Origin of the sequence: Affinirhizobium lemnae (assembly GCF_022968395.1) — a bacterium.
GTDB classification, from domain to species: Bacteria; Pseudomonadota; Alphaproteobacteria; order Rhizobiales; family Rhizobiaceae; genus Neorhizobium; species Neorhizobium lemnae.
In genome coordinates this window covers 99,637-119,504 of sequence record NZ_JALJQZ010000004.1, presented here as the reverse complement: position 1 = coordinate 119,504, position 19,868 = coordinate 99,637, and the positions used below count along the sequence as shown (strand labels likewise).

The 19,868-nt window shown below is 57.7% G+C and carries 18 protein-coding genes and 1 pseudogene; 17 read left to right on the top strand and 2 right to left on the bottom strand.

All coding sequences use genetic code 11. The annotated features are described in order from the left end of the window. Positions 1-260: 260 nt before the first annotated feature. On the bottom strand, positions 261-827 hold the full coding sequence (locus tag MUU53_RS04235) for a nuclear transport factor 2 family protein (protein ID WP_247259765.1): 567 nt from the start codon (positions 825-827) through the stop codon (positions 261-263). A 493-nt stretch (positions 828-1,320) separates the two neighbouring features. Here MUU53_RS04235 and MUU53_RS04230 point away from each other — a divergent pair, with 493 nt between their 5' ends. Genes MUU53_RS04230 through MUU53_RS04195 form a run of 8 tightly spaced genes read left to right on the top strand, consistent with a single transcriptional unit; the run spans position 1,321 to position 8,049 of the window. Next, positions 1,321-2,472 (top strand): amidase, encoded by a 1,152-nt coding sequence (locus MUU53_RS04230; RefSeq protein ID WP_247259764.1) that lies wholly within the window; start codon positions 1,321-1,323, stop codon positions 2,470-2,472. Beyond that, positions 2,469-3,608, top strand: a complete 1,140-nt coding sequence (locus MUU53_RS04225; protein ID WP_247259763.1) for an acyl-CoA dehydrogenase family protein — start codon at positions 2,469-2,471, stop codon at positions 3,606-3,608. The genes MUU53_RS04230 and MUU53_RS04225 overlap by 4 nt, the downstream gene beginning before the upstream one ends. A 39-nt stretch (positions 3,609-3,647) precedes the next feature. Further along, on the top strand, positions 3,648-4,010 hold the full coding sequence (locus MUU53_RS04220) for a hypothetical protein (RefSeq protein WP_247259762.1): 363 nt from the start codon (positions 3,648-3,650) through the stop codon (positions 4,008-4,010). A gap of 18 nt (positions 4,011-4,028) precedes the next feature. Further along, complete coding sequence (locus tag MUU53_RS04215; RefSeq protein ID WP_247259761.1) at positions 4,029-5,303, top strand: aromatic ring-hydroxylating oxygenase subunit alpha; 1,275 nt, start codon at positions 4,029-4,031, stop codon at positions 5,301-5,303. After that, positions 5,300-5,794, top strand: a complete 495-nt coding sequence (locus MUU53_RS04210) for an aromatic-ring-hydroxylating dioxygenase subunit beta (protein WP_247259760.1) — start codon at positions 5,300-5,302, stop codon at positions 5,792-5,794. Before MUU53_RS04215 ends, MUU53_RS04210 begins: the two co-directional genes overlap by 4 nt. Then, complete coding sequence (locus MUU53_RS04205) at positions 5,794-6,555, top strand: SDR family NAD(P)-dependent oxidoreductase (RefSeq protein ID WP_247259759.1); 762 nt, start codon at positions 5,794-5,796, stop codon at positions 6,553-6,555. The genes MUU53_RS04210 and MUU53_RS04205 overlap by 1 nt, the downstream gene beginning before the upstream one ends. Before the next feature lie 10 nt (positions 6,556-6,565). Continuing rightward, positions 6,566-7,534, top strand: coding sequence for a PDR/VanB family oxidoreductase (locus MUU53_RS04200; RefSeq protein WP_247259758.1), 969 nt, complete (start codon positions 6,566-6,568; stop codon positions 7,532-7,534). A 2-nt stretch (positions 7,535-7,536) separates the two neighbouring features. After that, a complete protein-coding gene (locus MUU53_RS04195) occupies positions 7,537-8,049 on the top strand; it encodes a flavin reductase (protein WP_247259757.1) in 513 nt (170 codons plus the stop codon). A 14-nt stretch (positions 8,050-8,063) separates the two neighbouring features. On the opposite strand, the gene MUU53_RS04190 is transcribed toward MUU53_RS04195, so the two are convergent. Next, positions 8,064-8,846, bottom strand: coding sequence for a MarR family winged helix-turn-helix transcriptional regulator (locus tag MUU53_RS04190; RefSeq protein WP_247259756.1), 783 nt, complete (start codon positions 8,844-8,846; stop codon positions 8,064-8,066). 145 nt (positions 8,847-8,991) lie between these two features. Here MUU53_RS04190 and MUU53_RS04185 point away from each other — a divergent pair, with 145 nt between their 5' ends. From MUU53_RS04185 to MUU53_RS04145, 9 genes and pseudogenes are all read left to right on the top strand, one after another. Next, the gene (locus MUU53_RS04185) at positions 8,992-10,230 is read left to right on the top strand and encodes an ABC transporter substrate-binding protein (RefSeq protein WP_247259755.1); all 1,239 of its coding nucleotides are present in this window, start codon (positions 8,992-8,994) and stop codon (positions 10,228-10,230) included. Between the two features lie 91 nt (positions 10,231-10,321). Further along, entirely contained in the window at positions 10,322-11,377 is a 1,056-nt protein-coding gene (locus MUU53_RS04180; protein WP_247259754.1) for a branched-chain amino acid ABC transporter permease, read from the top strand. A 1-nt stretch (position 11,378) separates the two neighbouring features. Next, positions 11,379-13,139 carry a branched-chain amino acid ABC transporter ATP-binding protein/permease gene (locus MUU53_RS04175; RefSeq protein WP_247259753.1) on the top strand — a complete coding sequence of 587 codons (1,761 nt, stop codon included), beginning with the start codon at positions 11,379-11,381 and terminating at the stop codon, positions 13,137-13,139. Then, a complete protein-coding gene (locus MUU53_RS04170) occupies positions 13,136-13,861 on the top strand; it encodes an ABC transporter ATP-binding protein (protein WP_247259752.1) in 726 nt (241 codons plus the stop codon). Before MUU53_RS04175 ends, MUU53_RS04170 begins: the two co-directional genes overlap by 4 nt. A gap of 364 nt (positions 13,862-14,225) precedes the next feature. Next, positions 14,226-15,239: a helix-turn-helix domain-containing protein gene (locus MUU53_RS04165; protein ID WP_247259751.1), complete on the top strand. Its 1,014-nt coding sequence runs from the start codon at positions 14,226-14,228 to the stop codon at positions 15,237-15,239. A 64-nt stretch (positions 15,240-15,303) separates the two neighbouring features. After that, the gene (locus MUU53_RS04160; protein WP_247259750.1) at positions 15,304-16,245 is read left to right on the top strand and encodes a SphA family protein; all 942 of its coding nucleotides are present in this window, start codon (positions 15,304-15,306) and stop codon (positions 16,243-16,245) included. A gap of 10 nt (positions 16,246-16,255) precedes the next feature. After that, positions 16,256-17,479 carry an MFS transporter gene (locus MUU53_RS04155; protein ID WP_247259749.1) on the top strand — a complete coding sequence of 408 codons (1,224 nt, stop codon included), beginning with the start codon at positions 16,256-16,258 and terminating at the stop codon, positions 17,477-17,479. 63 nt (positions 17,480-17,542) lie between these two features. After that, positions 17,543-18,985 carry an amidase gene (locus tag MUU53_RS04150; RefSeq protein ID WP_247259748.1) on the top strand — a complete coding sequence of 481 codons (1,443 nt, stop codon included), beginning with the start codon at positions 17,543-17,545 and terminating at the stop codon, positions 18,983-18,985. 513 nt (positions 18,986-19,498) lie between these two features. Beyond that, a pseudogene (locus MUU53_RS04145) lies at positions 19,499-19,868 on the top strand (hypothetical protein); the annotation flags it as partial.

Below are 19,868 nucleotides of genomic sequence, written 5' to 3'. Positions count from 1 at the left end.
AGAGCGTTTCAGGGCTCAATGGAATCGTTCTGCCGTGCTCGGTTTCAGTCAGGATCAAGGCTTTTGGCGAAGGGCATACCCGCAAGGTACGATCGAGACAAAAGCCGCAGATAATGGCTGAAAATGATCCGGCCCTCCCAAACAGAACTGTTTCCATTTAACCCTGAAGCGCTCTAAGTCCAGACTGCGTAAAGACAAAGAGATAGAGTATTACAGGTGATCCCGTTTTAACCGGAAATGCTCTATTGTGGGCGTTATCCTTACGGCTTCATAAGCACCGATTTCGAAGGATAATCCGATGCCCAGGTGGCGGGAAGCGGTGCGACGAAGACGTTTTCAGTGCGGGTGCGGGTAATCTTCCACACGCCGTCGGGCTCCTTGCGAAACGTGTTGTTGAGGCGCGAGGAGCGTAAGAGTGCCTTGCCATCGGAGAATAGCCAGGGCTGCATATGCACCCATTGCCCGTCTGCCGTCGTACCGTTGGCGTGAACATGGATCTGTTCCGAGGTCAGGTAGTGGCAGTTAAGGATCAGTGCCGGATCCGTCTTACCGCCCCAAAAGCCTTGGAAATGCTTGCGGATGGCGTCAGCACCAACTGCTCGACCAAACTGATTATCGTAGTATTCGCCGACACCTTCCCACACGGCATCCTCCGTGTAGAGCTGCATGATCAGGTCGATGCGCGCAGCATCGTCGGCCACACCGAATTCCGGGTTCGGTGTGTCGCAGAGAAACATGTAGCGCGCCTGAATGCGGCGGATATCCGCTTCGGCTTCCAGCGTTTCGATGCGTCGCACGAGCGCCGCGATGTCTAACTCTTCGTTCATGATAAAATCCCGTTTCAAGGCCGGTTAAGCCCCCGCGAGGGCACCTTCCCGAAAAAGCCTATTCCTGACATGGCAACCGTCAAGCGGTAATAATCACGTAAATTTCAAATGGGACACCGATACCATGTCAAGCCACTGTTCTTGCTGGACCTGAGGTAAACACTGCATGTCTAGAAAAGAGTTTTCCGAATTCCGCAAGAATAATGTCGGCTCTCGCGTGCTAATAGTTGGACTGCGGATATCCTGCTGCCAGGGATCGCTGTAACATTTTGCATTTTTCGAATTTCTGAGGAACGGTTTTGCCGTGAGGGCGAAGCCGTTCCTTTTTTGCATTATCCCCTTGATACGAAACATTAATTTTCAGATTTTTATAGCGTTGCTCATTGACAGCCGGAGTATTTACGGTAACATTCACGTAAATAACGGGGAACGGGCCAAAGCCCGACGAGCAATGTCAAACGAAACGAGCGATAAGAACGCCATCAGAGCTTTTGTGTCTGAATTTGCGTTGGGCGCAAAGGACGGGCTGACTGTTGCAGTCAAGGATTGCATTGATATTGAGGGCATGGTGACCCGCTGTGGCAGCCGTGCGCTCACCCATTCCGCTCCTGCTACAAGCAATGCAGAGATTGTGACGCGTCTCCTTTCAGCCGGATGCCGGATCGTCGGCAAAACGAAGATGCATGAGCTTGCGTTTGGCATGACCGGTGTTAACCATTTCGAGGGCACTCCGCGAAACCCTTCCTTCCCGCAGCTTATTCCTGGTGGTTCGTCTTCCGGATCGGCTTCAGCCGTGGCGGCAGGCCTCGTTGACTTCGCTATCGGCACGGACACCGGCGGCTCTATTCGCCAGCCCGCGATCTGCTGTGGTGTCATCGGCTTCAAGCCGACCTTCGGTCGCATCAGCCGCAAAGGCGCTCTACCGGCACAGTCCTCGCTGGATTGCATCGGCCCCTTTGCTCGGAACATTTCCATGATCGAGCGTGCCATGCATGTCCTCGATCCCGGCTTTCAGACCGCGATGCTCGACGCCCCGCTCCGCATCGGCAGGCTCCAGTTGGATGGCAGTATCGAACCGGGCATGGCTAAAGCGATGCTGGCTGTCGAGGCCCCGCGAGGCGGCGTCATCGAGGTAATCGAGCTGCCATTGCTCGATGCTGCCTTCAAGGCGGCCATCGCCATCATCGGCCGTGAAACGCTTGCCGCCAATGTATCGCTTCTGAAGCAGCCAGACCTGCTGGGCGAAGACGTACGCAACCGGCTGGAAGCCGCAAGAAACATTACGAGTACTGACATAGCAGAAGCGGAAGAAGTCCGCGCCCGCTTCACGGCGGAGGTTGAGGCGCTTCTCGAACGCGTCGACATGCTTCTGACACCGGTCCTGCCCGTGCCGCCACCGTTGCTTGCCGAAGCAAGCGAGCCGGCAAAGGTCCTGACACTTACGCGGTATCTGCGGCCGTTCAATCTCTCGGGCCACCCGGCCCTCGTGCTGCCGACGACAACGTCTGACGGCCTACCCTCCGGCATTCAGCTCGTTGCGGCCAAGGGCGCAGACGCTCGTCTGCTTGCGGCGGCCCGGCGGCTCATCGAAACGAATCCCATTTTCCAGACAAAGGCTCGCCCAGACGAAGGAATGAGACGATGAATTATCATGCCCCTCCCACTCCTGCCGAAACACTCGAGGCGTTGAAAGCGGAGATCTCCATACGTGCTGAGGAATTTCAGGCGTTGCGGCACATTCCTGCAGATATTGTTGCCCAGTTCCAGAAAATAGGCGTCTACCGTGCCTTCGTACCAAAGCGGTTTGGCGGCGATGAGCTGCCGCCCCACGAATTCTGTCGCCTGGTGGAAGCCATCTCAACCGCTGACGCGTCTGCCGGCTGGGTAGCAAGTTTTGGCGTTTCGGCCACCTATCTGGCGGCTTTGCCGCCAGAAACCTATGCCCAGATCTACGGCACCGACCCAAACACTGTCTTTGCCGGAGCAATGTTCCCACCGCAGCCCGCACGACGGACGCCGGAAGGGCTGGAAATCTCGGGCCGCTGGCCTTGGGGTTCAGGAGTCATGGGGGCATCAATTGTCGGTGCTGGCATCAAGATTGAAGGCGAGAATAGCCCTTTGCCTCGAACCGCTGTTTTGCCGCGTGCAAATGCGACGGTCGATGAGACCTGGGACACAGTTGGCCTTCGTGCTACCGGCAGCCATGACATCGTCATCGAAAAGGCCATAGTACAGGAAGAATGGACCTTCATTCGCGGTGGCAAGCCGCAGCAGGACGATCTGATCTTCCGCTATCCAGCCATGGCACTTGCGGCACAGGTTCTGGCCGTGGTTGCGCTTGGCACTGCCCGCTCGGCGCTCGACTGGGTGAAAACCAACGCACTCACCCGTGCGTCTGTCACAGGTGCCCCCAGCCCGGCCGCGCGCGCCTATGTCCAGATCGATTTTGCCCGGGCCGAAGGGCTTCTGATGGGCGCTCGCTCCGCCTTCTACGATGCCATCGAGGAAGGCTGGCGGCAGATGCAGATGAACGGCGAGGTTGACCGGCCGACGCTGGTGCGCCTGCGCCACGCCGCCTCGAAGGCGGCACAGGACGGCGCGGAAGCCGCCCGCCTGGCCTTCGTCATGGGTGGTTCGGAAGCCATGGCGACCGGCCATCCGCTCGGCCGCAAGATGATCGATGCAGCCTGCGTGGCTCAGCACGCCTTCATCAATTCCGGCAGCTGGCAGGCCGCCGGCGCTGCACTCTTCGACCAGCAGACCCCGCCCGGCTACCCATGAGCCACCTTAGCCAGAACCCTTGCCGACAGGATTGACACCATGTCAGAACCGACACCCATCCGCACGCTTCTATGCCTTGCCGTGCAGCCCTCCTTCTTCGATCTGCCTTTCGGCCAGATCGGCGGCGTATGGAAGGCAACGCAGGCCTTTATGTCTGGAGTTTCAAAACTGGAAGGCGTGACCGTCCTCGGCACGCTGGATGACGACCAGACGCAGGTCGGCACATCGCCCTCCTTTCCCTGGACCTGGTACATGCTGTGCGATTTCCCTGACCGCCAGTCGGTGATTGCCGCCTGTAACCTGCTGAGAACCATCGTTGTCGATGACGAGGATCATCGCCTTTGGAAATACATGCGCGTTGAGGCCCGCATGGGCCGAGCGCTCACCATTCCCGAACTTTGAGATTTGAAAGGAGCTGCCATGTTGCACGCTAGCGAAAAATTCAGCGATCTCGACGCGCTCTACTCACCCGATGCTAAAGTTGCGACATCGATGTACGAGGATGCCGATCTTTTCAGCGAGGAGATGGAGCGCATCTTCAAGCGGACCTGGGTGTGGGTCGCCCATGACAGCGAACTGGCGGATAAGGGGTCTTTCAAGCTTTCGAATGTCGGGCTCGAACCAGTCATAGTAGTGCGTGACCGCAAGGGCGAGGTGAACGTACTGGTTAATCGGTGTCGCCACCGCGCCGCGACCGTCTGCGAGGTCAAGAAGGGCAAGACCTCGTCCTTCCAGTGCCCGTATCATGGCTGGGGCTATGGTCTCGATGGATCGCTGCGCGGCCTGCCCTATCCCGAACAATATGGCGCAGATTTCGACAAGGGCGCGCATGGCCTCAAGACGCTGCGCACCGAAAGCTATAACGGCATGATCTTCGCGACCTTCAACGACGAGATCGAGCCGCTGGTCGATTTCCTGGGGCCGGAAGTGTGCCGCTATATAGACCTGTTCATGAAGCAGGGTGGCGGTTTCCCGGTCAAGGTTCTGGGCGAGCATCAGTTCTCCGTACCGATGAACTGGAAGGTTCAGCTCGAAAATACGACCGACGCCTATCATTTCCCGGTCGTGCACAAGAGCTTCATGCAGTCGCTCGACGGCGATGCGGAAGAGGCATTCAAGTTCCTCGATACCGGCAAGGGCTATGTCGAGGATCTGGGCAACGGCCACTCGGTCATGGTGATGATCCCCGAGCGCATCGATCTCGACGAGCATCTCGACGATCCCATCGAGGAGCGCTTCCAGCCGCTCGTCAAGGAGTTGCGCGACGATGGCTACCCGGAAGATCAGGTCTTGAAGATTGTGCGTGCTGTGGGCGGTGCGGGCTTCAACCTTAACCTGTTTCCCAACGTCTCCTTCTCCCTCGCCTTCTTCCGTGTGCTGACACCTGTCAACGTGGAGAAGACCGATATCCGCCATATCGCTCTGGGCATGGAGGGCGGTCCGGCTGCCGCAAACCGTATGCGCCTTCGCCTGCACGAGCATTTCCAGGGCCCCATGGGCTTTGGCTCGCCAGACGATGCGGAAGTGTGGGAACGCGTGCAGCGCGGCACCAAGGGCGGGGAGGATCTGCCGATCCTGGTCAATCGCGGCCTGGTCGACGAAACACCCGGCACGCTTGGCCCCCGAGGCCATATCAGCGCCGAAACCGGCATGCGCGCCGCCTACAAGATGTGGAAGAGGATGATGTCGCGATGAACATGATCAGCAACGTGAACGATCTTGGGCTGCTGCAAAAGGTCAGCGCCTTTCTGTGGGCGGAAGCCGCTCTGCTGGACGACAAGGATTACGACGCCTGGCTGGCGCTCTGGCTAACCGAAGGCTTCTACACCCTGCCGATCGGTGAAGGCGAGGATTTTGACAATCAGTTGAACCTCTGCCACGACAACGACCGGATGCGGCGCGACCGTATCCAGCGCTTCAAGCAGGGCTTCTCGATTTCCTCGGCCCCGCCGGCGCTTACCGTGCGCACGGTCTCCCGCTTTGTCATTGACAGCGCTGAGGGTGATACGGTGACGGTTTCCAGTGCCGAGCATGTGATTGAGGACAAGTTCGGCCGCCAGCGCGTCTGGGCAGCAAATATGAAGCACACGCTGGTCGTTTCGGAACAGGGCTTCAAGATCCGCGCCAAGGTGGTGCGTCTGCTCAACTCAGATGGGGTGCTGAACTCGTTCAGCTATCTGTTCTGATGGCGGCCCCTCTTCCTGAAAAGATCCAGACCGCCGTGGTGACGGGCGGCGCCCGTGGCCTTGGGGCGGAGATCGTGCGCTCACTCCATAGTTCAGGCTTCCGTGTCGTCATCACCGACGTCGAGGCAGAGGCAGGCGCGTCGCTCGCTTCCGAACTCGACCTTGCCGGAGAAATGGCGGTGACAGCAACGCTGGACGTCATGAAGCCCGCAGACTTTCAGGAGGTTCTCGACAAATGCGTCGAGCGCTGGGGGTCGGTGGAAGTGCTGGTCAACAATGCCGCGCGCACAGCGGTCAAACCGGTCCTCGATATCGACCCCGCCGACTTCAACGCGATCCTGGCGACCAATGCCGGCGGTACCTTTGTTGGCAGCCAGATCTTCGGTCGGCATTTCAAGGCTCGCGGCTATGGGCGGATCGTCAATCTGGCGTCGCTGGCGGGCCAGAATGGCGGCACCGCAACGGGCGCGCATTATGCGGCCTCCAAGGGCGCGATCCTGACGCTCACCAAGGTTTTTGCCCGCGATCTCGCCCCCTATGGCGTGACCTGCAATGCAATCGCGCCGGGACCAATGGACACGCCCATGGTCCGCTCTGTGATCACGCCGGAAAAGATGGCGGCGGCGCTCGCCAATATCCCGGTCGGAGAGCTCGGCGATCCGGTCTTCGTCGCCGAACTGGTGGCGCTTCTCGCCGGGCCGAAAGCATCCTTCGTCAGTGGCGCCTGCTGGGACGTCAATGGCGGCATCTACATGCGATGAGGAGGCAGTCATGAGCACAAACGCACTGAAACTGAAAGTTGCCGAACGGATCGAAGAGCCCGGCAACATCCTGCACCTGAGGCTTGTTGAAGCGTCAGGTGCAATGCTGCCGACCTTCGAGGCCGGCGCGCATCTCGATCTGCATCTCGTCGAAGGCTCCATGGACCTTTGGCGGCAGTATTCGCTCTGCTCCAATCCGGCAACGCAGGACGCTTATGAAATCGGCGTGCTACTGGACCCGAAATCGCGCGGAGGCTCGCTTGCAGTGCATCGGCTTGCACAGATCGGCACCACCTTCGAGGTCGAAGGCCCTCGCAACCACTTTCCACTGGAGGAGACGGCTGAAAAGTCAGTCCTCCTAGGCGGCGGCATCGGAATCACGCCCATGCTCGCCATGGCGCAGCGCCTGCACGCGCTCGGGCGCGATTTTGTGCTGCACTACTGCACACGCTCGGAAAACGTGACAGCCTTCCGGGGCCTCATCGCAACTGCGCCCTGGGGCAGTAAGGTGGTTTTCCATTTCGACGATCAGGCGGCAGAGCAGCGGCTCGATCTTGTACGGGATCTCCCTGCTCCAGCCCCCGACACCCATCTCTATGTCTGCGGCCCTCAGGGTTTCATGGACTGGGTGATCAGCACCGCAGAAGGTGCAGGCCATGCCAAGGCAAATGTTCACCGCGAATACTTCTCGGCGAATGTCGACCAGTCGGGCGGCGGGTTCGAAGTCGTTGCCAAGCGCTCCGGCGTCACGGTGCGCGTCGAGGAAGGTAACACAATTGCGAAAGCGCTTGCCGCTGCCGGTGTGAAGATCGAAGTGAAATGCGAGGAAGGTGTGTGCGGCACCTGCGTCACGGATGTAATGGAAGGCATACCCGACCATCGCGACAAGTTCCTCACCGATGAGGAGCGCGAGGAATGCTCAATGATCTGCGCCTGCTGCTCACGCGCTGCCACTCCCACCCTGGTATTGGATGTATGACAATGACCCAAGATACCGCTCCTCAACCTCCCACTCCTGAAGCGCAGGCGTTTCGAAACGGTATGAGCCGTCTGGGCGCTGCCGTTAACATCGTCACCACAGACGGTCCGGCTGGGCGCCACGGCCTCACGGTCTCAGCCGTGTGCTCGGTCACCGACCAGCCACCGACGCTACTTGTCTGCATCAACAGCAGAGCATTCTCGCACGATGCCTTCGTTCAAAACGGTGCCATCTGCGTTAATGTTCTAGGCCCTGCGCATCAAGATCTCTCACGTGCCTTCGCTCGCTGGACCGGCGAAGATCGTTTCGCCACCACCGAATGGCACGTGCGGACGACGGGTGCACCGGTTCTGGCGAATGCCGCAGTTGCCTTCGACTGCCGCATTGTCGATCAGCAGCTTCGTGGCACGCACAGCGTCTTTTTTTGCGAAGTGATCTCGACCGAGGTTGCTGAAGGGGAAGCCAACGGCCTCGTATGGTTTGACCGTGCCTTCCATCCGCTGAAGCCGCATTGATGGCCTATACAACCTCACGCCCCTTCGAGTTGCTGGAATACGTTCTCCAGAAGGCTGTTCAGTTGCGCCAGCTGGTCCGGCGTAATGTTGACGAAGGAAGAGGCAAAAACGTGGTCGGCCTCCTTGCGGGCGAGACGACGCAGACGGTCCCCTTCAGGGGTGAGGCAGACTTCGGTCACGCGCCCGTCATTGGGCCGGACGCGTGTGACAACAAGTCCGTCGGCAATCATGCGCTGAACTATCTTCGTCACGGTGTTGAGCTTGATAACAGCATAATCGGCGATTTCCGAGACGCTCAGGTGTTCGTCCTCGTACAGCGACATCAGAACGCGCCAGCGGGCCACATCGAGATCCAACGGCTTAAGCCGACGTTCCAGAACTTGTGCATAGCGTGCATTCACCCGAGAGACCCAATAAAACGGCCAATCTTTCTTCATTCGTTTTTCTGCGGTGACTCCAGTGTGGTTGGCAGCATTGGAGGCTGTGTTTTCAGACATGGGTTTCTCGCGCCTGTTTGGTCTTTCGGGCTTCTCGGAAAGCTTCGGCGCCGAAGCAGCAACTGCTTGCGCGCCAAGTCGACGCTCAAGGCGATAGTGGAAAAATCCACTATTCGCAACTCTTACGCCAGAGACAGAATCCTTCTGGGCCCGATGGCCCATCCATTCGAACGCATAAGACAAAATGAAAGGAGAAGTCTGAATTCGAAGAAGAATTCGACGTGAACAACAGAACGGCGCTTGAAAATCATCAAGTCGAAAAGTAGAATTTTCACGTGAATTTTCTTTTTTGGCGGCCATAGTGCCAAAATGATGGGAGGCGGCCTTCGCGTGCGAAGTCCGTCAACGGCAAAGCTTTGCCGGATGCTCTGATGAGGCGAAACAATGCCCGCAGCGTCTGGATCTTCACAAACGAGATCTTACTCAACTCTCAGGGGAGCATGACATGAAAAATCTGGGTTCCATCCATTCGCTATTGACGCGCACAGCAGGCGATCTCGGCCGCCGGCAGTTCCTCAAAACCAGTGCAAGTACTTTTGCGGCAGCCGCAGCGATGTCGACCTTGCCGACGGGCTTGGTGTCACCGGCCCGCGCCGCAGACGGCACCATTGTCGTTGGCTTCATCACCTCGATGTCCGGACCTGTATCTTCGCTCGGCATACCCTATGACCAGGGGTTGAAGGCAGCTGTCGCCTTCAAGAATCAGGTTGCTGGCAAGACAGTCAAGCTGATCGCGCTGGACGATGCATCCGATCCGACCATTGCTGCAGTCAACGCGCGCAAGCTCATTCAGGAAAATAATGTCGATGTGATCATCGGCACGGCAGGTTCGCCAGGGGCGCTTGCAATCGCCACCGTATGCGCCGAAACCAAGACACCGTTGATCTGTATTGCCAACGCCAATCCCCAGGGTGAGCCCGGCAATTGGACAATTACCATACCGCAGCCTGCGCCACTGATGATTGCGGGCGCAGTAGCCCACATGAAGCAAGCAGGCGTCAAATCGGTTGGATACATGGGTTTTGCCGACCCTTGGGGCGACCTCGTTTACAATGCGCTTATAGAAGCGACGCCAGCCGCTGGGATCAAGGTCACATCGAACGAAAGATACGCCCGCGCCGATACCTCCGTAACGGGACAGGCACTTAAGGTCTTCGCAACCCGTCCGGACGTATTCGTCGCTGGCGGTTCCGGCACGCCCGGGGCACTTCCCTATCTTGCGTTGCGGGAGCGCGGCTACAAGGGCCAGTTCTACGGAACGCCCGCCATCATCAACCCGGCATTCGTCAAGGTTGGCGGTAGCGCCGTGGAAGGTCTGATCGCATCCACCGGCCCGGTCGTGGTCTTCGAGCAGCTACCAGACTCCAACCCAACCAAGGCGGTCTCAAAGGAATTCGCCAGGGCACTGAAGGCAACACAGCCAGATGCCGTGCCGAATGCCTTTTCCGGCTACTCGTTCGATGCCTGGATCCTATTCCTTACTGCCGCCGAAACTGCGATCAAGACCGCGGCACCGGGCACGGCGGAATTCAAGCTTGCAATGCGCGAGGCTCTCACCAATGCCAGCGAAGTGGTCGGCTCGCATGGGGTCTACACTTTCAAGCCGGGCTCGCGCTACGGCAATGACGAACGCTCTCGCGTTCTGGTAAAACTCGAGAAAGGTGCCTGGCAGCTCATCTCCTGAACCATGGAGCTGGACGCGGCGGATACATGTATCCGCCGCCATTCGCCGGCCTCGACCGAGGCCGACTTGCACCATGTTCGGGAGTCCGCAAATGTCTTTGGACATCATATTGATTTTGCTGATCGACGGGCTGTCGACCGGCGCGATTTACCTGCTTGCCGGGCTGGGTTTCGTGCTGGTTTTCTCGGTAACCCGCGTGATCTTCATTCCCTCCGGGGATATTGCTGCCTTTGCAGCGCTAACGCTTGCGGCCTTTCAAAGCCGTACCGTGCCCGGCTCGATCTGGCTCGTAGCGGCCATGGCGGCTCTTGCCTGTCTGGCGGAGTGCATGACCCATCTGCGCAACGGCACCGCCCGGCGTTTGCCGCATGCCATTTTCTTCTACGCCGTCTTGCCGCTCATACCCTGCATCGTCGGGCTGATGATCGCCAAACAGGATGTGCCGGAAGCACTGCGGATTGTTACGACGATGGCCTTGATCCTGCCTATGGGTGTACTGATAGACCGCCTGACGCTAAGGCCCCTTGCCACATCATCGACGCTTATTCTCTTCATCGTGGCAATCGCTGTTCATTTCCTGATCGCCGGCATCGGCCTTATCGTCTTCGGGCCCGAGGGCGTGCGCACGAACCCCATTCTCGACGGCGTCACTACGCTGCCGGGCGGTGTCGTCGTGCCGGCACAACAGATCTTGATGATGATTGTGGCCCTGCTGCTGAGCTTCGTCTTCTATTTGTTCTTTGGCCGCTCCATCACGGGCAAGGCCCTGCGCGCCACTGCGTCAAACCGCGTCGGAGCACGGCTCATGGGCATCCGGCCCGAGCGAGCAGCCGCGACGGCATACCTCATCGCCTCCGGACTTGCGGCAATCGTGGGCATTCTGATCGCGCCCGTGACCACCATGTACTACGATTCCGGCTTCATGATCGGGCTTAAGGCTTCCGTGGGCGCAATCATCGGCGGCATGGCCAGCTATCCGATCACGGCCATAGGCTCCGTGTTCATCGGCATCCTCGAAAGCTGGGCCTCATTTCTTGCGAGTGACTATAAGGAAATCATCATCTTCAGCGTTGTCATTCCCGTCCTGATCTGGCGCTCATTTGCCGTTCATCGAGACGGCGACGAAGAAATCGAGGAGCTTGCCTGAGATGATCCCCGCCCGTTCATTCGCCCTTTTCGCGGTCCTTGCGCTACTGGCGCTCCCGGCCGTGGCACCTCCCTTTCTCGTCACCCTCATGAGCCATGTCGGCGTTAGTTCGCTTGTTGTCCTGGGCCTTGTTCTGCTGACAGGCATCGGCGGCATGATGTCGTTCGGTCAAGCAGCCTTTGTAGGCATCGCCGCCTACACCACCGGCTGGCTGACAACTGCGCTTGGCTGGTCGCCATGGCTGGGTCTGGTGTTCGCCCTCGCCCTCACGGCGGCCAGTGCTCTGGCCATCGGCGCAATTACGCTCAGGCTGGGCGGACACTTCCTGCCGTTGTCGACAATCGCCTGGGGCCTGTCGATCTATTATCTCTTCGGCAATCTGGAGCCACTCGGCCGTCATAGCGGCATGCTGAACATTCCGCCCATCACGCTCGGACCGGTCTCCTTCATGTCGCAGACGGCGATGTACTATCTCATATGGACCTTCACGCTTCTGGCGACGCTCTTTTGCCTGAACCTGCTCGACTCGCGTGAGGGCAGGGCGCTGCGTCTCCTGCGCGGCGGCGCGCATCTCATGGGAAGCATCGGCATGGACACATTCCGCACGAGGCTGCGGGTGTTTGTGATAGCAGGGATTCTTGCAGGTCTCGCTGGCTGGCTCTATGCCCATATGACCCGCTTCATCAGCCCGGCGCCGTTTGAGGTAAAGATCTCCATCGAATACCTGCTGATGGCAATGACTGGAGGCGCCTCTCAAGTTGCGGGAGCAACAGTTGGGGCCAGCCTCATCGTTCTGATCAAGAACTGGCTTCAGGATCTGCTACCGCACCTTACGGATAATCCTGCCCAACTGGAGCAGGTGGCCTTTGCGCTGATGCTGATCCTCATCCTGCGTTTTGCGCGAAGCGGGCTGATGCCACTGGTTCTCAAACTGGTCAAACGCATGCCGCGTCCGGTCGATGTCCAGGCGGGCCTTTTGCCAAAGCGGAGGTTGCCAGCGACCGGCGAAACAGTGCTGGAGGTTGATGCGGTGGAGCGACGTTTCGGCGGTCTTGTCGCTGTCAACAAGGTGAGTTTCAACGTCAAGGCGGGCGAGATTGTCGGTCTGATCGGCCCTAACGGCGCCGGAAAAAGCACTATGTTCAACCTGATTACGGGAACGCTATCTGTCAGCAGCGGCACTGTGCGCTTTCTTGGCAAGGACACCAGACGCCTGTCACAACGCCAGATCGCCGCCCTTGGTTGCGCACGCACCTTCCAGCATGTGAAATTGCGCCCCGCCATGTCCCTGCTCGATAATGTGGTTGGCGGCACCTACCTGCGCACCCAGGCTGGCTACATCAAAAGCGGCCTCAAGCTCGACCGTGAGGAAGAAGAGCGCGCTCGGCTTGAAGCACTCATGCGGCTGGAGCAGGTTGGTCTTGCCGAGCGTGCGCACGATCTGGCTGGAGACCTGCCGCTGGGTCAGCAAAGGGTGCTGGAGATTGCCCGTGCCCTGGCACTCGATCCGGTCCTCTTGATCCTCGACGAGCCGGCGGCCGGCCTTCGCAAGAAGGAGAAGGATGCGCTTGCCGCACTTCTGAGAAAACTGCGTGACGACGGTTTGACCATCCTGATCGTCGAACACGACATGGATTTCGTCATGAATCTCGTGGATCGTATCGTCGTCATGGTCTTCGGACAGAAATTGCGTGAAGGCGATCCAACGACAATCCGCCGGGACCCGGCTGTACAGGAAGCTTATCTCGGAGGTCTCGCATGAACGACGCTTTGTTATCGTTGGAAGCCATCCATGTGGCCTATGGCAAGGTTGAGGCCGTGCGTGGTGTCAACCTTGCACTTGGCGAGGGGCAGATTACCACCGTGATCGGCGCAAACGGGGCTGGCAAGACCACGCTCCTTTCCGCCGCGGCAGGGCTTCTGCCCTGGAGCGGGCGGGCAAGGTATCAAGGAGAAGACCTGTCACGCATGACCGTTGAAGACAGAGTGGAACGAGGCTTTTGCCTGGTGCCGGAACAGAGGGCTCTATTCGGTGACATGCCAGTTCTCGACAACCTGCTTTTGGGTGCGTTCGTCCGTCGCCGCGACAAGGCCTACGTCAAGAACAGCCTAGAAAGCGTTTTTGAGCAGTTTCCGAGGCTGGCGGAACGACAGGCGCAGCTGGCGCAGACCCTTTCCGGAGGGGAACGGCAGATGTTGGCGATTGGCCGGGCACTGATGTCCCAGCCACGCCTGCTCCTGCTCGACGAGCCAAGTCTTGGACTTGCGCCCACCATTGTGCGCGATGTTCTCAAACGCGTGCGTGGACTACGCGACCAAGGCGTTTCAATCCTGCTTGTCGAGCAGAATGCACGCGCTGCGCTGGATGTTGCGGATTATGCCTATGTGATGGACACAGGCGAATTCGTTCTCGAAGGCAAGGCGGCCGACATGGCAAGCGATCCGCGTGTCATGGCAACCTATCTGGGTGGCGGGGTCGAATAGCATAAACATTCCGCCGACCATAGTTTGTGATGGTGCGCCACCCGGATCCGGCGCAGCAAAGCTCATCGAAGAGCCGCTATTGCGCTTGGCATATGGGAGCAAAAAGTAAACCTTCCGCTTCGCGTGAAAACTCGTTTCGACGGTTAGAAGTGGACATCAAGTTGGCCACATGAAATAATGTTCGGCAATAGTGGAATGAATTTGATATTTGGTTTTCCTCTTCGGCACGCTCTCAGAGCAAATATCAAACTCGGAAATTCAATTATAATGATACTATGAAATGAACTGTCTCACTCATTGATGAGACGCTTGAAGACCGACCATCACACAGCAAGTTCAGGGGGAAGGCGTGGTGGCAGTAGATATGGAAATTGCTGACAGTTGGGCAGCGCAAAAATTTTGCGCAAAAACGGTCCATTCGCTCGGTGAAGCAGAGCTTGCCATGAGCGGCTGGCAACTCGATCTCATGCAAATGTCGCCGGGCAGGATCACCTATTCGCTTTCTGCGCTGCAACTCGGAATGATACAGATCTTCCGCGAACGAGCGGATAAGTCGCTTCTGAAGCGTGGCACGAGTTGGCCAGGCTCGCTCGTTCTCAGTTTCGTTATCAATGCACAAGGTACCGGCTGGCTTTCGGGGCACGAGGTTGATCCGCAGATCAGCCTCGTGGTGGATGGGCAGTTTCTGCCGGAGATCGTGACACCGCACTCGCTTGACCTCGTCTATGTCGCAATCAATCGTGCTTGGCTCGCGGCACAACTGACCACCTACGGGCAAGACCGGCTGGCCGGCTACATCCGCACCTCTCCGTCGATTGCCATGTGGCACGATGAGCGGCCTTCGTTTGACCCGCAATTTCTGCGGCTGCTGTCGGATTTTAGCGCCGTGCAACCAATGCAGCTTTTGCCGGTTGCCTCATCTGTCCAAAACTGTGTCTTTGATTTTCTGCTGACGACGCTTACCTCAGCCCGCAAGATCGAGGCCGTGAGCGATACCAATAGCAAGCGTATCATCGACAAGGCGCGTCGCCTGATGTTCCGCGATGGCGCCGATCTACCAACCGTCGCTGAGGTTGCCGCGCACTTAGGCATCAGCCGCCGCCATTTGCAGACGTGCTTCAACAAATCCGTTGGCCTGACCGCCACCGAGTTTATTCGGGCAGAACGGTTAAACATGGTTCGAAAGGCGTTGATTGAGGCGAGGCTCAACAACAAGAACGCCGTCATTGGCGACATTGCCGCGCAGTGGGGGTTCTGGCACTTAAGCCGGTTCGCCGCCGATTACAGAGACATGTTCGCCGAACTCCCTTCGGAAACGCTGCGCAATAGTGATCAAAACGACCGAAGTAAAACCGCAGTTACTTCCCAAAACGGATAACGCGCTCCAGACTAGCATTTTACAGTTTCCTCACTGGTTCAACTAGAAACCTTGGGGAACATCAATGACAAATTTTAAACGTGTGCTCAAACGCTCAGCACTTCTTACTCTACCTGCGATTTCAATGCTGACGCTCTTTTCCGAGCCAGTTCTAGCTGTCGAACAAGGCGCAACGATTACCCCAATGGGGATCACAGATTTCGGTGCGGGAATTCTGCCGCCAAGCACGCCCTACGGCACTGTCGGGATCAGGGCCTCGTACTACTCAGCAACCACATTGAAGGATGGATCAGGCAACGAAATACCCAACAACTTCAATATAAATGTTGAATCTCTGGCGCTTGCCTACTTCTATATGACCGACATGGAACTATTCGGTGCAAAGGTCGGCTTCGGTGGCGTGCTGCCAATGATCAGCATCGACGGTCGTCTCAATGTACGGACCCCTGGTGGGCCGCTCGCAATTGCTGGTGATGACTTCGGCGTTGGTGATATACAGATCCTGCCTCTCATTCTCGGATGGCAGGCGCCTCCGAACATGTTCATCAATGCCGGTCTCCAGGTTCAGGCTCCGACGGGAGCCTACAGCACGTCGAATGCCTTCAATGCCGGCACAAATCACTGGACGTTTACGCCGTTTCTCGGTGTCACCTATCTCTCCGACAGCGGCTTCGAAATTTCCACCCAGGCGACGCTGAATTTCAATACGGTCAATCCGGACACCGACTATCGAAGCGGCATCGAATACCGACAGGAATTCGCTATCGGTCAACACGTTCAGGATTGGACGTTCGGCGTGGCTGGCTATGCCTACCAGCAGATTAGCGACGACAAGGGGCCTGGCATCACCGACGGCAATCGCGCCCGAGTCTTTGCCGTTGGCCCGGCGATCAGCTTCTTCAAGCCGGGTCTACCGCTGGTCAGTCTGCATGCCTACAAGGAATTCGGCGCTGAAAACCGTGCCGAAGGCTATAACGTCGCACTTCGTGTAGCCATGAGCTTCTGAGGAGGTTGCCATGGGACATGTAACGCACGAAAGCAGAACCGCCGGCACACGGCAGGGGTTGATTATCCAGTTTGCCAGCAGCCTGACAATCATGGGCTCCGTGATGATCGCGCCGATGTTGCCGAAGATTACGGCAGAAGTTGCTGCCAACGATCCGGCATCGGTCGATATGGTGCCTTTGATCGTAGCGGCTCCGGCACTCGCCATTGCACTGTTCGCGCCTGTTGCGGGCATTCTGGCAGACCGCTTCGGACGCAAGACTATGCTTTTGGTCGGTTGTCTTCTTTACGCCCTGTTCGGTGCTCTCCCGGCGATTATCGCCGATATTAAGCTTATCCTGCTGTCTCGTCTGTTTTTTGGTTTCGCCGAAGCCATCATCATGACCTGCTGCACGACGCTGATTGCCGACTACTGGGCACCCGCAGAAAGAATGCGCTATATCAACCGTCAGGTGATCACGATCGGAGTTGTCGGAGCACTCTTCTTCGTGATCGGCGGCATTGCCGGAGAAGGGTCCTGGCGAACGCCCTTCCTGCTTTATCTTGCACCATTGCTTATGATGCCGGCAATTCTGGCATGGCTCTGGGAGCCGGATCGTCGCGCTGAAGAGACTGCGGTCCCTGCAGCTCCGGGGCAGAAGCTCAGGCTTACCATTGCCTCTTCCTACTTCCTGATCTTTGCCGGTATGGTCACCTGCTTTGTCGTCACAGTTCAGACACCGACGGTTCTCGTTGGCCTTGGCGTGACCTCCACCTCATTGATCGGTGCAGCGGCGGGACTTGCGATCCTGTGCACCTTGCTCGGCTCGGTCGCTTGGTCGTTCGTGCGAGATCGAATTGGTGTACCCGGTGTCAACGTCCTCCTGCTGCTTCTTATGGCGAGCGGTCTATTTGTACTGGCGCTGGCCCCATCCTATGGAGTCGTGTTGGTTGCGATGGTCATTCAAGGGTTCGGAGCTGGCTTCCTCGTTTCCAATGCCTCGCTTCCGCTGCTTCTGAAACTGCCGCCGCGCTTGCGGGCACGGGGCGTCGGAGGATTCACGTCCTGTCTGTATCTCGGGCAGTTCGCCTCCCCACTTATTGTCGCTGGTATTGCAATACCGTTCGGCGGCATGCCTGCAGGTCTCGCATCGGCGATCATCATTTGGGGTCTCTTCGCTACTCTACTGGCGGCAGCCTGGTTGTTCGTCGGAATCACCAGAAGCAGGCAGCCCGAACAGACCGTCGCCGGGTAAAGTCGAACTTGGCGGCGCCCGAAACTGCGCCGCCAACAAAAATGACACTGAAAGGGATCTGACATGAATATTTCAGCCAGTAAGACGACAACCGACGGCCTGGATCTTGCGTCTCAGATCCAGAAGGGCATCCTGACACCTGCCGAAGCCCTTTCTGACGCCATCCGCAAGGTTGAAAAGGTCAATCCACAGCTTAACGCGATCGCCGAGAAGCTCTACGAGACAGCGTCAGAAGAGGCCAAATCAGGCATTGCCGAGGGACCTTTTGCAGGCGTTCCGATCCTGACCAAAGACCTCTTCACTCCAGTCCGGGGCGCACGGATGACGAACGGCTCGTTGCCGTTGAAGGACAGCGTCATGCCGTTCGACGCGGAAATTACTATCCGTCTTCGCCGGGCTGGCTTCACCATCTTCGGAACGACCACATCGCCCGAATTCGGATCGTCCTATACCACAGAGTCAAGGCTCTTCGGCGCTACCCGCAATCCTTGGTCGCTAGACCACATTTGCGGCGGCTCAAGCGGTGGGGCGGCGGCCATGGTCGCGGCTCGCGTACTTCCGGTCGCGCATGGCAACGACGGTGGCGGATCATTGCGCGTCCCTGCATCAGCCTGTGGCGTATTTGGTCTGAAGCCATCCAGAGGTCTGACCCCCATGGGCCCAGCGGTTGGTGAAGGATGGGCGGGTATGAGTACCAGCCATGTTATCAGCATTTCAGTTCGTGACAGTGCGGCTGCTCTTGATCAGTTGGCCGGTGCAGATCTCGGCGCCCCATACGCTGCCCCGCATCATGTTCAATCGCTTCTCTCGGCCGCCACTGGTGCCGCGCCGAAAGGACTTCGCATAGGGCTCGTATCACATATCTCACCTTGGCAAAGCCATGCGGATTGTGTCGAGGCGGTACAGAAGACAGCAGAGCTATGCCAGTCGCTTGGTCACCATGTCGAGGAGACCATCCTTCCGGTCGAGGCACTGGAATTCTACGATCAGGTCTTTACAATCATCGGCTCGCAGACACGCAGCCTGATGAACTTCCTGGGCCGCATGGCCGGCCATCCAATGGACGAACAGCTTCTGGAAGCCCGACACCGTGTAATTCTGCGTGACAAAGGCAATCTCAGTGGTGCGGATTACGCAGCAGCTGTTGATTATATTCATGCCTTCGGGAGGCGGATGGCTGCCCTTTTCCAGCGCTATGATGTGTTATTGACACCGACGATGGCACGACCGCCTGCAAGGATCGGCGAACTGGTCGTCAAGGACGAAGACGATATCGGCAGCCTCATCGAGACCTTCCATTCCTTCTCTCCGTTTACGGCATTGTTCAACGCAAGCGGTCAACCTGCCATGTCGGTACCGTTGCATTGGAACTCCGCCGGGCTGCCGATCGGCTCACATTTCGCGGCGGCCTTCGGTGGCGAACCTCTCCTTTTCGCCCTGGCCGCACAACTCGAAAAGGCTGCCCCGTGGTCGCATAGAATTCCACCTATTAATGCGTTCTGGTGATTCGCTTTGATCATTCCCGGATTTGACATTTGAGCTGAAAGCGTGACGCAGGCGCGAATCAAATGTCAAATTCGTTCCACCATTCGGTCCGGCGGGTGGCAATCGTTAGGTATTGCGGCGATAACCCACCCCAGTGCTCGGCCGACTCGCTTACAGTCAGGCGCTTACCACCAAACGCGAAGCCATCACCCGTCTGAAGACCATGATAAGGCTATTTGAGCGGCAGCGTTCCGCTATAGGCGCCTATTCCTCCTGCTTCAGCGAGATGAAGAGGGCTCCGGCCCAACCGGTCCAAATCATCCACATTTGGTATAACGCGGCTGGAAACTTCCCGTTTCCGCCGGTTGCTACACAATCACGCCACCTGACTTATGCACATAAACCGAGGCAATAATCTCTGCTGTATGAAAGTTAGATGACAGTTAACTCTTTACCTAAATCTTGAACTATGTTTGAATTAAATCTGGGGTTTTACATAAGCAAACCATATAAATTAGATATTGGAGGGGTGTTATGGTTGTGTCAGCGGTCAATAGAAGTAAAGTCAACCAGGATTTTCCAACAGATAAAAGTAATTCGGTTCAAGACGATAAAAATCAGTTACCTCCCAAAAAGAATAAGCTCGCCCCCCCGGCAAGTCCTCCGCCATCCAAAATTGGCCCTCTTTCAACACGCGGAGACAAACAACCGCCTGCAAAGGAGGTGACTGATCTGCCACCTCAGAAACTCGAGTCCACGCCGGTACGCTTCAGTAAGACTGAAAAAGACACTCCGCCATCCAAAATTGGCCCGTTTTCAACACGCAGAGACAAACAACCGCCTGCAAAGGAGGTGACTGATCTGCCACCTCAGAAACTCGAGTCCACGCCGGTACGCTTCAGTA

Bases quoted from the DNA above. Each gene is read 5' to 3' on its own strand.
- MUU53_RS04220 (WP_247259762.1), top strand. From the start codon at position 3,648: ATGTCAGAACCGACACCCATCCGCACGCTTCTATGCCTTGCCGTGCAG.
- MUU53_RS04235 (WP_247259765.1), bottom strand. From the start codon at position 827: ATGAACGAAGAGTTAGACATCGCGGCGCTCGTGCGACGCATCGAAACG.
- MUU53_RS04205 (WP_247259759.1), top strand. From the start codon at position 5,794: ATGGCGGCCCCTCTTCCTGAAAAGATCCAGACCGCCGTGGTGACGGGC.
- MUU53_RS04170 (WP_247259752.1), top strand. From the start codon at position 13,136: ATGAACGACGCTTTGTTATCGTTGGAAGCCATCCATGTGGCCTATGGC.
- MUU53_RS04215 (WP_247259761.1), top strand. From the start codon at position 4,029: ATGTTGCACGCTAGCGAAAAATTCAGCGATCTCGACGCGCTCTACTCA.
- MUU53_RS04195 (WP_247259757.1), top strand. From the start codon at position 7,537: ATGACCCAAGATACCGCTCCTCAACCTCCCACTCCTGAAGCGCAGGCG.
- MUU53_RS04210 (WP_247259760.1), top strand. From the start codon at position 5,300: ATGAACATGATCAGCAACGTGAACGATCTTGGGCTGCTGCAAAAGGTC.
- MUU53_RS04190 (WP_247259756.1), bottom strand. From the start codon at position 8,846: ATGGCCGCCAAAAAAGAAAATTCACGTGAAAATTCTACTTTTCGACTT.
- MUU53_RS04165 (WP_247259751.1), top strand. From the start codon at position 14,226: ATGGAAATTGCTGACAGTTGGGCAGCGCAAAAATTTTGCGCAAAAACG.
- MUU53_RS04175 (WP_247259753.1), top strand. From the start codon at position 11,379: ATGATCCCCGCCCGTTCATTCGCCCTTTTCGCGGTCCTTGCGCTACTG.
- MUU53_RS04225 (WP_247259763.1), top strand. From the start codon at position 2,469: ATGAATTATCATGCCCCTCCCACTCCTGCCGAAACACTCGAGGCGTTG.
- MUU53_RS04200 (WP_247259758.1), top strand. From the start codon at position 6,566: ATGAGCACAAACGCACTGAAACTGAAAGTTGCCGAACGGATCGAAGAG.
- MUU53_RS04185 (WP_247259755.1), top strand. From the start codon at position 8,992: ATGAAAAATCTGGGTTCCATCCATTCGCTATTGACGCGCACAGCAGGC.
- MUU53_RS04155 (WP_247259749.1), top strand. From the start codon at position 16,256: ATGGGACATGTAACGCACGAAAGCAGAACCGCCGGCACACGGCAGGGG.
- MUU53_RS04180 (WP_247259754.1), top strand. From the start codon at position 10,322: ATGTCTTTGGACATCATATTGATTTTGCTGATCGACGGGCTGTCGACC.
- MUU53_RS04160 (WP_247259750.1), top strand. From the start codon at position 15,304: ATGACAAATTTTAAACGTGTGCTCAAACGCTCAGCACTTCTTACTCTA.
- MUU53_RS04150 (WP_247259748.1), top strand. From the start codon at position 17,543: ATGAATATTTCAGCCAGTAAGACGACAACCGACGGCCTGGATCTTGCG.